The sequence below is a fragment of the Seonamhaeicola sp. genome, assembly GCF_028281565.1.
Classification (GTDB): domain Bacteria; phylum Bacteroidota; class Bacteroidia; order Flavobacteriales; family Flavobacteriaceae; genus Seonamhaeicola.
This window is the reverse complement of the sequence record NZ_JANQJQ010000029.1, coordinates 38,523-53,662: the sequence shown is the minus strand read 5'-3', so window position 1 is coordinate 53,662 and position 15,140 is coordinate 38,523. Positions and strand designations below refer to the sequence as shown.

The following is a 15,140-nucleotide window of genomic DNA, read 5'->3' as shown; positions in this document are numbered from 1 at the left end:
AATGCCATTATTTGACGTTTATCCATTATATGACGTAACACCGGTTTCGGGTAAGGGGATTCATGTTTACGATGATAAAGGAACTGAATATCTCGATCTTTACGGAGGCCATGCAGTGATTTCCATTGGACATGCACATCCAAATTATGTGGAGGCTGTTACCAATCAGGTTGAAACTTTAGGGTTTTATTCCAATGCTATTCAGAATCCGTTACAAAAAGAACTGGCAAGTAAACTGGAACAACTTTCCGGTTGCAAAGACTACCAGTTGTTTTTAGTGAATTCCGGAGCGGAAGCCAACGAGAATGCTTTAAAATTAGCATCTTTTAAAACAGGAAAGAAACGTGTAGTATCGTTTAAAAAAGGCTTTCACGGACGTACATCGGCAGCTGTAGCAGCTACCGATAATCCGAATATTGTAGCGCCCATAAATGCGCAACAAGAGGTGACCATTTTAGAATTGAATGATGTGGAAGCTGTTAAAACGGAACTGGAAAAAGGGGATGTTTGTGCGGTAATCGTGGAGTTCATTCAGGGTATTGGTGGGTTGGACCAGGGAACAGCTGAGTTCTTTGAGCAGGTGGATGCTTTGTGTAAAGCCAACAATACTATGTTTGTGGCTGATGAAATTCAATGTGGTTACGCACGTTCAGGTAAATTCTTTGCCTTTCAACATTACAATGTAACACCGGATATCATTTCCGTGGCCAAAGGCATGGGGAACGGGTTTCCAATCGGAGGGATTTTAATTCACCCCGGTATCGAAGCCAAGTATGGTATGTTAGGAACCACGTTTGGAGGTAATCATTTAGCATGTGCGGCTGGTTTGGCAGTATTAAATACTATTGAATCGGAGAGCCTGATAGACAATGTAAATGAAGTAGGTGCTTACTTCATTGAAAAGACTAAAGATATACCGCAAATAAAGGAAATTAAAGGAAGAGGCTTAATGCTTGGGCTGGAATTTGATTTTGAAGTAGGAGGCCTTAGAAAAGAGTTAATCTATAATCACAAGGTGTTTACCGGTGGAGCAGCCAATAAAAAGTTGTTGCGGATTTTACCGCCATTAAGCGTAAAGAAAGAACATATAGACCAGTTTTTTGATGCTTTGGTTAAAGCTTTGGCAAAAATAGAAGTAAATGTATAGAATCCTGTAGTTATGAGATGTCTCTCCCGATAGTTATCGGGGTCGACATGACACTGTCAAATTAAAGTAAGGTTGTCATTTCGACGATAGGAGAAATCCCATAAGAATGAGAATAGAATATTAAAAAAGATGAACACATTATTATCCATAGAAACAAGAAATGCCGTTTTATTAAGAATGGCTGAGCTTTTAGAACAGGAAAGAGCCAATATCATCGCCATTAATAAAACAGATCTGGATGCTTATGATGGAGGAGACGTAGCCATGTATGACCGATTGAAAGTGAATGATGATAAAGTTGATGAAATGAAACGATCGGTGACCCATTTAGCCTCACAGGAAGATCCTGTAGGTGTGGAACGATTCAGATTTAAACACGATAACGGTATGCAGGTGTATAACAAAACGGCTTCGTTTGGAACTGTATTGATCATCTACGAATCCAGGCCTGACGTAACGGTAGAGGCTGCCGGTATTGCTTTTAAATCCGGGAACAAGATATTGTTAAAAGGCGGAAAAGAATCGCTTCAATCTAATTTAAAGATCGTTGAATTATGGCATCAGGCACTAAAGGAAAATGGTGCTTCTACCGATTGGGTTGAGTATTTACAGTTCAACCGTACTGAAACACAGGCGTTTTTAGAGAAGCCATCCCAAAGAGTTGATTTGATTGTGCCTCGGGGAGGGGAGCGTTTGATCGCTTTTGTAAAGGAACATGCGGCGTGTCCGGTAATAGTTAGCGGTCGTGGTAATAACTTCGTATACGTGCAACAGGATGCTGATAAACAAACTGCCTTGGATGTGATCATCAACGGAAAAACGGCTAAAATTTCAGCTTGCAATGCCGTAGATAAAGTATTGATAGATAAGAATCTTCCAAATAAAGAGCACTTTATTAACGAGTTGATTTCAAAACTTAAGACGTTTAATGTGGAGATTTTAGGTGATGAGGCACTTGCTTCCTATGACGATATAGAAGCTATTCAATCGGATACTATTTGGTACGAGGAGTTTTTAGATTATAAGATCGTTATTGGAGAAATAGCATCGAATGAAGCCGCTATTGGAATGATCAATAAATACAGTGGCGGGCATTCGGCTTCCATTATTACAACGGTTGAAGCTGAAGCTAAATTGTTCATGGAAAATGTGGATACCGCAGCGGTTTACCATAATGCCTCTACCAGATTCACGGACGGCGGACAATTAGGTTTGGGAGGCGAGTTAGCCATCAGTACTGATAAATTACACCAAAGAGGACCTATTGGTCTGCAACATTTGGTAACCAATAAATGGTACGTTCACGGAGAAGGACAAATACGATAAGCCCGTAAACGGGTATTTAAAAAATGAGCTAGAGCTTGTAAATAACAAGATGAGTAAAAAACGCATATTACTAAAAGTAGGGTCGAATACTTTAACTAAGGAAACTGATAATATTTCCAGGGGGAAGATTGAAGATATCGCAAGCCAGATTGCACAACTTCAGGATACCTGCGAGTTTATTATTGTGAGTTCCGGGGCTATTGCCGTGGCAAAACAATTTGTAAAGCTGGAAAGCAAGCGTAAGCCTATTTTTGTGAAGCAGGCACTGGCGTCTATTGGACAACCCCATTTAATTAGGATTTACCAGGAGATTTTTAGGGAATATGGGTTATTGAGTTCACAGTGTTTATTGTCGTATTCCGATTTTGAAAAGGAAGAAAGTAAGGTGAACATCACCAATACCATTAATGTTTTAGTGAATAATAATTACATTCCGATCATTAATGAGAATGATACGGTGGCCACTGACGAGATCAAATTTGGTGATAACGATAAGCTAGGCGCTTTAACAGCCTCATTATTGGATGCCGACCTATTTATTATCGCAACGAACACCAATGGTATTTACACGAAGGTGTCTATGGAAAACGGTACACCGGCCACTATTAAAGAGGTCACCGATTTTAGAGAATTGGCAGATGAGATAGTGAGTGCTAAGTCCTCACACGGAAGTGGCGGCATGCAATCTAAAATAGAAGCTGCCGAAGTCACTAGAAAAGCAAATATAGAAACATGGATCGTAAACGGATTGGAAGATAATTTCATACTGAATGCTATGGAAAGCAAAGTGCCGTTTACGAAGATAAAATAATGACTGACCTGCAAGGTTTCTAAGACCTTGTAGGTCTTAAAAAGGATTAACAGTAAAGACCTGAGAGGTCTCAAAGAGAAAAAAATGAAACATTATACCTCCATAAATGATATAGATAACATCGATACCTGGATTGAAGAAGCCAAGGCATTAAAAGCGGAGCCTTTAAAACATATAGCATTAGGAAAGAACAAAACCTTAGGATTGTTGTTTTTTAATTCCAGTTTACGAACGCGTTTAAGTACCCAGAAGGCAGCTTTAAATTTAGGAATGAATCCTATTGTAATGAATGTGTCCGGAGATGCCTGGGGATTGGAGTTTGATGATGGCACGATTATGAGTGGTAACACGGCAGAACATATTAAGGAGGCCGCTGCTGTAGTGTCTCAGTATTGTGATATTATTGCTGTGAGGGCGTTTCCAACCTTAACGGATAAAGCTAAGGACGAAAGTGAACAGGTTATGAATGCCTTTATGAAACACGCTTCGGTACCTATTGTGAATATGGAAAGTGCTACAGGGCACCCGTTACAAGGGTTAACGGATGCGCTTACCATTTCAGAGTATGTCAAAGTAGCTAAACCCAAAGTAGTATTAAGTTGGGCGCCTCATATCAAAGCATTACCACACGCTGTGGGCAATAGCTTTATTCAGGCCATGCAGAAAATGGATGTGGAGTTTGTCATCGCTAACCCCGAAGGCTATGATTTGAATCCGGAAATTACTGGTAATACACCCATTTATCACAACCAAGAGGAAGCTTTTAAGGATGCCGATTTTATATATACTAAAAACTGGAGTTCTTATGAAGACTACGGGAAAGTAGTGAATACAGATCCTAACTGGATGATAACCAAAAACAAAATTGGCAATGCCAAGTTTATGCATTGTTTACCTGTAAGACGTAATGTTGTGGTTGAAGATGCTGTACTGGATAGCGATAGTTCCATTGTTATTGAACAGGCCAATAACAGAACCTATGCGGCGCAATTGGTGTTAAAAAAACTGTTAGAAGATTTGTAAATCTTCGTCATTCTGAACTTGTTTCAGAATCACATCGTGAATATGAGGAGTTGAGATGCTGAAATAAATTCAGCATGACAAATAAAAAGAAATGAAAGAAAAACTATCCATAGTAAAAATAGGAGGTAACATCATTGAAGATGCCGGTGCTTTAGATGCTTTTCTAAAGTTGTTCTCAAAGTTAGAGGGCAAAAAAATATTGGTGCATGGTGGTGGAAAGCGCGCTACAAGTGTAGCCGCGAAATTGGGCATTGAATCCAAAATGGTCCATGGCAGACGTATTACGGATGCTGATACTTTAGAAGTGATTACTATGGTATATGGCGGCTTGGTAAACAAGAACATTGTTGCTAAATTACAGGCCCTAAACATAGATGCTATTGGATTAACGGGAGCGGATGTGAATAGTATCACCTCTGATAAAAGGCCCGTAAAAGAGGTTGATTTTGGTTTTGTAGGTGATGTAAAGGCAGTAGCTCATAATTCAGTAGATAAATTAATCAAAGCCGGTTTTACGCCGGTATTTTGTGCTATCACGCATGACGGTAACGGACAGCTTTTAAATACCAATGCCGATACCATTACGTCACAGGTAGCTGTGGGTATGAGCGAAGTGTATGAAACTTCCATTTATTACTGTTTTGAATTGAACGGGGTGTTGGAAGATATCAATGACAAGAATTCGGTGATTAAACATATCGATTCGAAGTTATATGCCGAATTGTTAGAGAAAGGTATCATAGCCGATGGTATGTTACCGAAACTGGAGAATTGTTTTGATGCGTTGAACAATGGTGTAAGCACCATTAATATGGGTAACACGGCGATGTTAACCCAGGAGAATGATAATTTTACAAGCATAACACTGTGATCATGATTCAGGAATTAACCCGAGAAGCCATTGCCTTGTTAAAGCAACTGATAGAAACCCAATCGTTTTCATCAGAAGAAGATCAAACGGCGGCTCATATAGAAGCCTGGTTTCAGCGTTATGGCATCGATTATAAAAGAACTCAAAATAACGTTTGGACAGTTAATAAACACTTTGATGCGAGCAGACCAACGCTGTTATTGAACTCGCATCACGATACGGTAAAACCCAATTCTGCTTATACAAAAGATCCGTTTAAAGCTATTGTTGAAAACGGTAAATTGTACGGATTGGGGAGTAACGATGCCGGTGGCTGTTTGGTGTCTTTGATCGCTGCGTTTACCTATTATTACAATCATGACAATTTAAAATACAACCTGGTTATTGTGGCTTCCGCCGAAGAAGAGAGTAGTGGACCTAACGGATTGAACAGTATGCTGTCTGTCATTCCAAAGATTGACGTGGCCATTGTAGGCGAACCAACCCTCATGAATTTAGCGGTTGCGGAAAAAGGTTTAGTGGTTTTTGATGCGATAATAACAGGAACACCAAGTCATGCGGCGCATCCAAATGATGATAATGTGATCTATAAGTCCATTAAAGCATTACAATGGTTTAAAGATTTTAAGTTTGAAAAAGGCTCTGAAGCCCTTGGCGATGTAAAATTAACGGTGAGCCAGATCAACGCCGGTAAGCAGCACAATGCAGTTCCTGCCGATCTGAGTTTGGTAATTGATGTTCGGGTAAACGATGCCTACAGCAATGCCGAAATTGCTGAGATCTTGCAGAAGGAAGCACCGGTAACCAGTATTATACCAAGAAGTTTACGATTAAATTCGTCATCCATTCCAACGGACCATGATTTGGTAAAAGCAGGTGTGGCTATGGGAAGATCAACCTATGGGTCGCCAACCTTATCGGACCAGGCGGTGCTGTCTTGTCCTAGTTTAAAACTTGGGCCGGGAGATAGCACACGTTCCCATTCGGCAGATGAATTTATTTATTTAAAAGAAATAGAAGAAGGTATTAAAATATATGTTGAATTGTTGAATCGAGTCATCGTATAAATAGTTGAATCGTGGATTTGTGTAACCGCTTAAACGAATCAACACAAAAACATGTTCAATTAAACAGATCAACGAATAAACAGATAAACATCAAAAAACATGAAACTCTGGGACAAAGGCATATCCATAGATAATAAAATAGAACAATTCACGGTGGGTAACGATCGGGAGATTGATATTCACATCGCTAAGTATGATGTCATTGCTTCAAAAGCACATGCTAAAATGCTGCAAAGCATCGGCATTCTATCTGCTGAAGAATTAGAGCAATTGTTAAAAGGGTTAGATGTATTGGACTCTCAGATAGAAGCAGGAACTTTTGTTATAGATGAGCAGTTTGAAGACGTACATTCCAAAATCGAGTTTGAGCTGACTAAAACCCTTGGAGATGTTGGTAAAAAGATCCATACGGCACGTTCCAGAAACGACCAGGTTTTAGTGGCCTGCCATTTGTATTACAAGGAGAACTTGCAATTAATTCAATCTAAAGTAAAAGCACTTTTTGATACGTTATTAGATTTAGCAGAGACTCATAAAGATAAGTTATTACCGGGATACACCCATCTACAAGTAGCCATGCCATCCTCGTTTGGGTTGTGGTTTTCGGCCTATGCAGAGTTAATGATCGATGACGTATATTTATTGAATGCGGCTCTAAGAACAGTGGACCAAAATCCGTTAGGGTCTGCAGCAGGTTACGGAAGTTCATTCCCTATAGATAGAGAATTAACAACCAAAGAAATGGATTTTGCTACCTTAAAGTACAATGTGGTAGCGGCTCAAATGGGGAGAGGGAAAAATGAACGAACCATTGCAGCAGCTTTGGGAAGTTTAGCGAATACCCTATCCAGATTTGCTATGGATGTATGTTTGTATATGAGCCAGAATTTTGGGTTTGTGACCTTCCCGGATGAGTTGACCACCGGTAGTAGTATCATGCCACATAAAAAGAACCCGGATGTGTTTGAATTGATCAGAGGAAAAAGTAATAAGATCCAGGCGCTTCAGGGCGAAATGGTGTTGATCACCAACAATTTACCAAGTGGCTATCACAGGGATTTTCAGTTGTTAAAGGAAAATATGATCGCCGCTTTTGAAGATTTAAAAGATATCCTGGATATTTTCAATTATGCGATTCAACAGGTGATTGTCAAGGATATTGATTTAAATGATGATAAATATAAGTACCTGTTTACGGTTGATAACATCAATACGCTGGTGGTAGAAGGCCAAAGCTTTAGGGAGGCGTATCAAAAAATTGGTGGACAAGTGCAGGACGGAACCTATGTTCCCGATACCTCCAAAAAACATACCCATGTTGGGAGTGTTCACAATTTGTGTTTAGATAAAATAAGGGATAAGTTTCCCCAGTAATTTAAAATAAATAAAATGAAAGCTAAGAAATTTTCCGTAGTAGCAGCCCTGTTTTTTTTCTTAATAATACAATTGGTTAATGCCGAGGTCAAACTTCCGGCCATAGTGTCTTCAAATATGGTATTACAACGTAATACAACTGTTGTTTTATGGGGTTGGGCCGATGCCAATGAGAAAATTTCAATAGAGGCAAGTTGGTTAAGTGAGAACTTACAATTAAAAGCCGATGGCTCGGGGAATTGGCGTATTGAAGTAAAAACTACAAACGACAAAACGCCGCAAACCATAAAAATAAAAGGCAAAACATCTAGTATTGTATTAGATAATGTACTGTTTGGCGAAGTATGGTTGTGCTCAGGGCAATCCAATATGCAACAATCCTTGAAAGGCTATTATGGACAGCCAACATTTGGAGGGAGTAAAGCAATTGCGAATTCGAAAAATTTTGATTTAAGGCTTTTTTCTGTTAGTAGAAAGGGGGCTAAAGAGCCATTAAAGGATGTAGAAAATTATGAAGCCTGGAAAGAAGCTTCCCCGGAAAATGTGGCAGGATTTAGTGCTGTGGCTTATTTCTTCGGTCAGCAGTTACAGGAAATTTTAGATGTTCCTGTCGGGATGATCCATACGTCTTGGGGAGGGAGCACCGTACAGGCATGGATAAGTAATGACATGCTGAGTAACTATCAGGAAGTTGACCTAACCAATGTTGACATTACAGAAAGAACAAACCATATTCCAACCGCTCTGTATAATGCCATGATACATCCCTTAATCCCTTATACCATTAAAGGAGCTTTATGGTATCAGGGAGAATCCAATAGAATGGAGCCAGAGAAGTATAAAGACCTTTTTCCTGCCATGGTAAAAGATTGGCGTACCAGATGGGGTAATGGTGATTTTCCATTTTATTACGTGCAAATAGCTCCATTTATTTATAGCGGTGATGAAAATTATCCTGAAAAAGCATCTAATAGTGCGTATATTAGAGAGGCACAATTAAAATGCTTAGATTTAATTCCAAATTCCGGGATAGCCATTACTATGGATATAGGTGATGATTATTGTATTCACCCTCCTAAAAAGAAAGAGGTTGCAGATAGATTACTGTTTAATGCTTTAAATAAAACCTATGGTTTTTCTACAGTTGAATTTTCCGGACCGGTTTATAAGTCGCATCGTATAGAAGATGGTGGCATGTTTTTAGAATTTAAACATGCCGATTCAGGGTTGTTTGCTTACGACGAACTAACCGGTTTTGAAATTGCAGGAGACGATAAAGTGTTTTATCCGGCTCAGGCTAAGCTCATTTGGGGAAAAGGGTTGTTTGTAAAAAGTGAACACGTGCCTAATCCAAAAGCGGTTCGTTACGCCTGGAAAAATTGGGTAATAGGAACATTGTATGGAGCCAATTTATTACCGGCCTCATCTTTTAGAACTGATAATTGGGATGACAGTACCAGGGTTAAAAGTGGTACGGATTAAAAAAGGAAACGTATGGATTTATACACTGTACAGTTTTAATTGAGGTAAAAACAATGATGTTGATGTTATTTTCATAAAGTGTATAGGTTTTGCCTAGTTGAGCAGTACAGTTTTCAATAAACAGATATATAATTTTACAAATTAAAAACTAACCAAAACTAAAAATATGAAGATAGGAATACTAAAAGAATCTCAAAAGGGTGAACGGCGAGTCGCCTTGTCGCCTTTTATTACCAAAAAATTGGTTGAAAAAGGATTCGAAATTTATGTTGAAAAACATGCAGGCGAAAGTTCGTTGTATACGGACTCTGATTTTGAAGGGGCCGGAGCCGGCATAATATCCAGGGAAGAGGTGTTTGATAAGGCTCAGGTACTTATCAAGATCAATCCGTTTAACAAAGACGATCTAAAACAGGTCCAAAGACGTCATATTTTGATGAGCCAGTTACACCATAAATCCAGTCCGGAGCTGATCAAAGCCATTTCTGAAAAAGGAGCAACTGCATTTTCTATGGATGCCATGCCGCGTATTTCAAGAGCACAGGATATGGACGTGTTGAGTTCGCAAAACAACCTGGCAGGTTATAAAGCAGTGATCTTAGGGGCTTATGAAATGACTAAAATTTTCCCGTTGATGATGACAGCTGCAGGAACCATAACGCCGTCCAGAGTATTGATCTTTGGTGTTGGTGTTGCCGGTTTACAGGCTATAGCGACCGCCAAACGTTTAGGCGCAGTTGTAGAGGCTACTGATATCAGGTCTGAAACCAAAGAGCAGGCAGAGTCTTTAGGGGCTAAATTTATTTCTGTAGATAATACCGGAGAAGCGTCAGAAGGCGGTTATGCCAAAGAAGCCTCGGAAGATTATCTAAAAAGACAAAAAGAAGCTGTCAACGAATCGTTGTTTAAGGCTGATCTGGTGATCACAACGGCCAATGTTCCTGGGAAAAAAGCACCGGTTTTAATTACCGAGGAGCAAGTGAAGAAAATGAAGAATGGTGCGGTGATCATTGATTTGGCAGCTGATAATGGTGGTAATTGTGAGGTGAGTAAACTCAATGAAAAGGTTGTGGTTAATGGTGTCAAAGTCATTGGAACCACCGTAGCGCCGGAAAGTGTAGCCACCAATGCCAGTGAGTTATACGCCAAAAACATGTATAATTTTATTATGCACCTAACAAAAGACTTGAATTTTAAATGGGATCTTGAGGAAGAGATAACCGATGAAACCCTGATTGTTCAAGATGGTGTTCAACGTAAAAAATAACCAATCATGCAAGAAATTATAGAATTTATCAGTAATAATCTACAAATAGTTTACATCATTATTTTAGCAATTTTTGTAGGTGTTGAGGTCATTAAAAGTATTCCTGCTGTATTACACACGCCATTAATGTCAGGGGCTAACGCCCTGAGTGGTGTGGTTATAGTTGGCGCCATTTTGGTAATGCTACATTCAGACCCTACAGATTATTTAGCATTAACACTGGGGTTTGCAGCCGTGGTGTTAGGAATTTTAAATGTTGTTGGAGGCTTTGCCGTTACCAACAGAATGTTAGACATGTTTAAAAAGAAGAAATAATGAATGTAACATTAAGTATTATATACCTGATCGCTACCGTAACCTTTGTATTTGGCTTAAAGCGATTAGGACACCCGGATACGGCCAAATCAGGAAATTTAATTGCCGCAACCGGTATGGGATTAGCGATTGTCGGTACCATTTTTATTCACGACCTCGAAGTGCCAACTATCATTTATGTATTAATAGGAACTGCTATTTTAGTTGGAGCCATCATTGGCTGGCTCATTGCCATTAAGGTGGAAATGACCAAAATGCCTGAGTTGGTATCCTTGTTTAATGGTTTTGGAGGTGCCAGTGCCGCTTTAATTGGGATTGTGGAGTTCGGTAATGCCGATATTTCTGCAACCAGTGCTTCTATAGTAGCCACTATTTTAGCGGCTATTATTATTGGAGCTGTTACCTTTTCAGGAAGTTTAATGGCTTACGGAAAATTAAACGGTTCTGTTAGAAGTGTGATTAAGATTCCGCAGTATAACATCGTCAATAACCTATTTATTTTTGGGGTGGTAGTCTTGGCTGTTTATATGGTGGCCACAGGAATTGATAGCAGCATCTTATTATACGCCTTATTAGCCGGCGGATTGGTGTACGGTATCTTATTCGTGATGCCTATCGGCGGAGCTGATATGCCGGTGGTGATCTCCTTATTGAACTCCTTAACAGGTATTGCTGCTGCCATTACCGGCGTGTTATATGACAACATGGTGATGCTGGTAGGTGGTATCTTAGTAGGGTCTGCCGGGATCATTTTAACGGTGGCCATGTGTGTGGCGATGAATAGAACCCTGGCGTCTGTGATCTTCGGGTCGTTTACAGCTACAGGCGGACCGGAAGGCGCCAATAGAACTATGGGTTCTATTAAAAGTACTACGGCCAGCGACACGGCTATCATGATGAACTATGCCGCCAATGTGATCATTGTTCCCGGTTATGGATTAGCCGTGGCACAGGCGCAACATGTGATCCATGAGCTGGAAGAATTACTCACCGGTAAAGGGGTTAATGTAAAATACGCCATTCATCCGGTAGCAGGACGTATGCCGGGGCATATGAATGTACTGTTGGCAGAATCTAACGTGGAGTACGATATGTTGGTGGAGATGGATGATATCAATCCGCAATTTACCAATGCGGATGTGGTATTAGTGGTTGGTGCTAATGACGTTGTGAATCCGGCGGCACATAACGACCCGTCCAGTCCGATTTACGGTATGCCCATTTTAGATGTGGAAAATGCCAAGCATATTGTAGTTAACAAACGTAGTATGAATGTGGGTTACGCAGGCATTGACAATGAATTATTCTACAATGCTAAAACGGCTATGTTGTTTGGAGATGCTAAAAAGGTGTTAACCGATCTGGTCGCCGAGTTGAAGAATATGTAGATAAATATTTAGAACTTATTTTGAAAAGCTCTTTTCTTTGTGGAAAAGGGCTTTTTTGTTTCGTACGAAAAATTAGCTAAATTTACTTAGCATAGAATGCAGTCAGTTAATCATATAAATACAACAATTACTTGGTATATGCAGCTCAGAAATCTCAATACGGTTTTTAAATTAATTCTTTTATTTTTTATAACGTCGTCTTTTGTGATTACAGATGGTAGAACATCCATAAGACAATCACAAGCCTTAGAGTTCAAAACGGATGGTTTATATTATGCGGAGTTTTACGATTTCATATTTCGCGGTCATTTTGAAAATGTAAAGGTCAAACGTGAGAATGTAGAATTTTTATCCATCTTCGAACAGTATTTAAGAGCCTTTGGGAGACAATGTGATCAGTACTTACCAGAAGACAAGGTAGAGATTATGGATTTGGTATGCGCTCGTGAAGAAGTTGAAAAAAACATTTATGGCGATGTATTGAGCCGTGTTTGCGTCAAATGGGTATGGCAGGGATCCAATTTGTTTGCGCGTCCTGATTTATACAATGCGAAATCTGCTGTAGAAAGACTACAGTCAGGAGATGCGTTGCAAAAAGCTTTTGCGGAAATGGCAGATCCTAATGCAATCGGTAATTCCATGGATAGGGTTCATAAATTAAACGGGTTGAAAAATGATATGGCACAAATATTCGTTCTTAACTCTTGTAATAGCCCTGGTGTTAGACGTTTTGAAGAAAATCTAAAGCGTTATGCGCTTAACAAACCTGGCATACGCATGAAAGGAGCAAGTAAGTATACAACCATGAAAACCACCGGAGGTCCAACAGGAGCTCAAAATCTTAATAAACTGTTTGACGATCTTGTTGCCAATCAAGCCAAAACCTGGGCTATGAATAGATATGTTCCGCGTAGCATATCCAAGCTAACAGTTCTTAGAAAAGATACCCAGGGGCGACCATTGATCGCCAAAGCAAATTATACGTACCAGTTTTTCGGAAAAGCGGGTCAAGGCTGGGTACAGATAAGTTTTGAAAATGGCTTGCCCAAATGCCTTTATTTTCATGATTTTCCGCAAAATTGCAAAACACCAGGTAGTAGTATCGTAGCGGCCTATGCCCAGGGGGCGTATGCCAACTAATGCTTTTAATGGTGTAGTTAAGCGGTTATTCAGTCTCCGCCAAAACTTTATCAAGAATTTTAATTAACTGTTCTCTATCGTATTTGTAAGCCTGGTTTTCATTAAGCTGCACCATTTCACGCATGATCTGGGTGATGGTGACATGCCCTTCCCGTTCACTGGGCACCACCATATAACGGCGTTTCGGGTGGTCTGAGAAAAGCGCTTTTTCCACAGCATCGGCTACTTCACTGGGGTCTTTAAATCGGCTTCTGTCAGCACCATAACCGGAAATTAAACGTTCAAATTCTGCTTTGTACAATGAGTTTTCAAAAGAAATGTCGTTAGCGTCCATTCTTTTAACCAGCGATTCGACTATTTTAGAATTGTAATTGCCGGGTTCAATGGCACTTACCTGAACATCAAATTTTTGCATTTCGGTTGCCAAGGCATCTGTATAAGCTTCCATAGCATGTTTGCTCATACTGTAGGGCCCAAAAAACCGTCCTGACAATATACCGGAAATCGAGCTAATAGTTGTAATACGCCCTTTAGACTCAATAATCAAAGGCGCAAAGGCTTTTGTGATTCGGTACGGACCATAGATGTTAACGTCAAAAATAAAATCTAGATCTTCTTCTTCAACTTCAATTAATGATGCAAATATGGCAACGCCGGCATTGTTTACCAGTCCATAAAGTCCGCGACCGCCATTTTTAACAGTTTCTACTGCAGCGTTAATTTCATCCCATTTGGTCACATCCAGTTTAATGGATTGCACATTATCCATGGCATTGAGCCGGTCCAGATCAGCTTGTTTACGGGCTCCGGCATATACAAAATACCCATTGGCTGAAAGCTGTTCTGTGATCTTAAGCCCAATGCCACTACTGGCGCCTGTAACCAATACGGCTTTTTGTTGCGTGTTGGATTCTTGAGAACAGATACTAAATACAATTGAGAGCGAAATAAAAAGGGAAAAACAGATGTTACGACTATGAGATGTCATGATTGGTTGATTTTAATGAGTTAGTAACTAAAGATAAGAAGAATATAAGCAATGGCTGAAATTAGGGGCATAGAGGATTCTAACACTTCACTTTGACCAGGCTCATAAATTTCAAGCACTAACTGTGGTTTTTAAGCTGGGTGGAAATGCAGGATAATACCAAATAATAGTAAGCGTTAAGATAGTAAATGATTAACTTTAATCCTATTACGTTTTATCGAAGAGTTCTTGTTTTTATCTTGTTTCCCCGTTATAGTTATTTTAAAAGTCTATCTTTAGACTTAAATTTTTAAGAGACAGTAACTATGTTTTGGTATTACCCGGACTTAGAGCGATTGGAAAATGATATTAAGACGTTGGAGTATAATCCGAAATTAGTTTTTTACGGAAGTTCTACTTTTACTTTATGGAGTGAATTAACTGCTATTTTTAAAGAATACAATCCATTGAATTTGGGTTTTGGCGGTTCTACTTTGGCGGCCTGTACGTGGTTTTTTGATCGCGTTTTTAAGAATATAGACCAATTGGATGCCATTGTGATTTATGCGGGAGATAATGATCTGGGAGATGGTAGGCATCCGGAAGAAGTTATATTGAACCTGGAAAATTTATTGGCTAAAGTGAGAGCCAAATACGGGAATATAAAATTCACTTGCATCTCCATAAAACCTAGTTTAGCTCGCCAACATTTAATGCACAGTATTCATTATACAAATATTAAGATGAAGGAGTTAATGTCTAAAGATGATAACTTCTATTATGTGCATATTTACGATGTTTTACTGGATGGAGATGGCAATCCAAATATTGACTATTTTGAAGAAGACGGACTTCATTTAAATGAAAGTGGTTATAAAGTATTACTTAAAGAGCTAAAGACTCACCCCGAAATTTTTCCTAAGAAGGTACGTAGAAAAAGTTTAGTGAAATAACCTTAATTT

Annotated in this window: 14 protein-coding genes; 13 read left to right on the top strand and 1 reads right to left on the bottom strand. The window is 39.4% G+C overall.

What is annotated here, in order from left to right; all coding sequences use genetic code 11:
• The first annotated feature begins 1 nt into the window (after window position 1).
• The 12 genes from Q0983_RS13105 (at window position 2) to Q0983_RS13050 (ending at window position 13,211) form a co-directional block, all read left to right on the top strand.
• Window positions 2-1,147, top strand: coding sequence for an aminotransferase class III-fold pyridoxal phosphate-dependent enzyme (locus Q0983_RS13105; protein WP_299553985.1), 1,146 nt, complete (start codon window positions 2-4; stop codon window positions 1,145-1,147).
• Window positions 1,148-1,276: 129 nt separating this feature from the next.
• Complete coding sequence (locus tag Q0983_RS13100) at window positions 1,277-2,473, top strand: glutamate-5-semialdehyde dehydrogenase (protein ID WP_299553982.1); 1,197 nt, start codon at window positions 1,277-1,279, stop codon at window positions 2,471-2,473.
• 49 nt (window positions 2,474-2,522) lie between these two features.
• Complete coding sequence (gene proB, locus Q0983_RS13095) at window positions 2,523-3,284, top strand: glutamate 5-kinase (RefSeq protein ID WP_299553981.1); 762 nt, start codon at window positions 2,523-2,525, stop codon at window positions 3,282-3,284.
• 84 nt (window positions 3,285-3,368) lie between these two features.
• A complete protein-coding gene (locus tag Q0983_RS13090) occupies window positions 3,369-4,307 on the top strand; it encodes an N-acetylornithine carbamoyltransferase (RefSeq protein WP_299553980.1) in 939 nt (312 codons plus the stop codon).
• Between the two features lie 91 nt (window positions 4,308-4,398).
• Window positions 4,399-5,178, top strand: a complete 780-nt coding sequence (argB, locus tag Q0983_RS13085) for an acetylglutamate kinase (RefSeq protein WP_299553979.1) — start codon at window positions 4,399-4,401, stop codon at window positions 5,176-5,178.
• A gap of 2 nt (window positions 5,179-5,180) precedes the next feature.
• On the top strand, window positions 5,181-6,245 hold the full coding sequence (locus Q0983_RS13080) for a M20 family metallo-hydrolase (protein ID WP_299553978.1): 1,065 nt from the start codon (window positions 5,181-5,183) through the stop codon (window positions 6,243-6,245).
• 99 nt (window positions 6,246-6,344) lie between these two features.
• Window positions 6,345-7,619 (top strand): argininosuccinate lyase, encoded by a 1,275-nt coding sequence (gene argH / locus Q0983_RS13075; RefSeq protein ID WP_299553977.1) that lies wholly within the window; start codon window positions 6,345-6,347, stop codon window positions 7,617-7,619.
• 15 nt (window positions 7,620-7,634) lie between these two features.
• The gene (locus Q0983_RS13070; protein ID WP_299553976.1) at window positions 7,635-9,101 is read left to right on the top strand and encodes a sialate O-acetylesterase; all 1,467 of its coding nucleotides are present in this window, start codon (window positions 7,635-7,637) and stop codon (window positions 9,099-9,101) included.
• A gap of 166 nt (window positions 9,102-9,267) precedes the next feature.
• Window positions 9,268-10,368: a Re/Si-specific NAD(P)(+) transhydrogenase subunit alpha gene (locus tag Q0983_RS13065; protein WP_299553975.1), complete on the top strand. Its 1,101-nt coding sequence runs from the start codon at window positions 9,268-9,270 to the stop codon at window positions 10,366-10,368.
• A 6-nt stretch (window positions 10,369-10,374) separates the two neighbouring features.
• Entirely contained in the window at window positions 10,375-10,683 is a 309-nt protein-coding gene (locus tag Q0983_RS13060; protein ID WP_299553974.1) for an NAD(P) transhydrogenase subunit alpha, read from the top strand.
• Window positions 10,683-12,071, top strand: a complete 1,389-nt coding sequence (locus Q0983_RS13055) for an NAD(P)(+) transhydrogenase (Re/Si-specific) subunit beta (RefSeq protein ID WP_299553973.1) — start codon at window positions 10,683-10,685, stop codon at window positions 12,069-12,071. Before Q0983_RS13060 ends, Q0983_RS13055 begins: the two co-directional genes overlap by 1 nt.
• A 138-nt stretch (window positions 12,072-12,209) precedes the next feature.
• Window positions 12,210-13,211: a hypothetical protein gene (locus Q0983_RS13050; protein WP_299553972.1), complete on the top strand. Its 1,002-nt coding sequence runs from the start codon at window positions 12,210-12,212 to the stop codon at window positions 13,209-13,211.
• Window positions 13,212-13,236: 25 nt separating this feature from the next.
• Here Q0983_RS13050 and Q0983_RS13045 read toward each other — a convergent pair whose 3' ends face one another.
• On the bottom strand, window positions 13,237-14,199 hold the full coding sequence (locus tag Q0983_RS13045) for an SDR family oxidoreductase (RefSeq protein WP_299553971.1): 963 nt from the start codon (window positions 14,197-14,199) through the stop codon (window positions 13,237-13,239).
• 305 nt (window positions 14,200-14,504) lie between these two features.
• Between Q0983_RS13045 and Q0983_RS13040 the strand changes: the two genes are divergently transcribed.
• Window positions 14,505-15,131 carry a GDSL-type esterase/lipase family protein gene (locus Q0983_RS13040; protein WP_299553970.1) on the top strand — a complete coding sequence of 209 codons (627 nt, stop codon included), beginning with the start codon at window positions 14,505-14,507 and terminating at the stop codon, window positions 15,129-15,131.
• Window positions 15,132-15,140 lie beyond the last annotated feature (9 nt).

What these genes read in the sequence shown, in the direction of transcription:
- Q0983_RS13045 (WP_299553971.1), bottom strand. Translation starts at nt 14,199, where the DNA reads ATGACATCTCATAGTCGTAACATCTGTTTTTCCCTTTTTATTTCGCTC.
- Q0983_RS13055 (WP_299553973.1), top strand. Translation starts at nt 10,683, where the DNA reads ATGAATGTAACATTAAGTATTATATACCTGATCGCTACCGTAACCTTT.
- Q0983_RS13050 (WP_299553972.1), top strand. Translation starts at nt 12,210, where the DNA reads ATGCAGCTCAGAAATCTCAATACGGTTTTTAAATTAATTCTTTTATTT.
- argH (WP_299553977.1), top strand. Translation starts at nt 6,345, where the DNA reads ATGAAACTCTGGGACAAAGGCATATCCATAGATAATAAAATAGAACAA.
- Q0983_RS13065 (WP_299553975.1), top strand. Translation starts at nt 9,268, where the DNA reads ATGAAGATAGGAATACTAAAAGAATCTCAAAAGGGTGAACGGCGAGTC.
- argB (WP_299553979.1), top strand. Translation starts at nt 4,399, where the DNA reads ATGAAAGAAAAACTATCCATAGTAAAAATAGGAGGTAACATCATTGAA.
- Q0983_RS13105 (WP_299553985.1), top strand. Translation starts at nt 2, where the DNA reads ATGCCATTATTTGACGTTTATCCATTATATGACGTAACACCGGTTTCG.
- Q0983_RS13080 (WP_299553978.1), top strand. Translation starts at nt 5,181, where the DNA reads ATGATTCAGGAATTAACCCGAGAAGCCATTGCCTTGTTAAAGCAACTG.
- Q0983_RS13100 (WP_299553982.1), top strand. Translation starts at nt 1,277, where the DNA reads ATGAACACATTATTATCCATAGAAACAAGAAATGCCGTTTTATTAAGA.
- proB (WP_299553981.1), top strand. Translation starts at nt 2,523, where the DNA reads ATGAGTAAAAAACGCATATTACTAAAAGTAGGGTCGAATACTTTAACT.
- Q0983_RS13060 (WP_299553974.1), top strand. Translation starts at nt 10,375, where the DNA reads ATGCAAGAAATTATAGAATTTATCAGTAATAATCTACAAATAGTTTAC.
- Q0983_RS13090 (WP_299553980.1), top strand. Translation starts at nt 3,369, where the DNA reads ATGAAACATTATACCTCCATAAATGATATAGATAACATCGATACCTGG.
- Q0983_RS13040 (WP_299553970.1), top strand. Translation starts at nt 14,505, where the DNA reads ATGTTTTGGTATTACCCGGACTTAGAGCGATTGGAAAATGATATTAAG.
- Q0983_RS13070 (WP_299553976.1), top strand. Translation starts at nt 7,635, where the DNA reads ATGAAAGCTAAGAAATTTTCCGTAGTAGCAGCCCTGTTTTTTTTCTTA.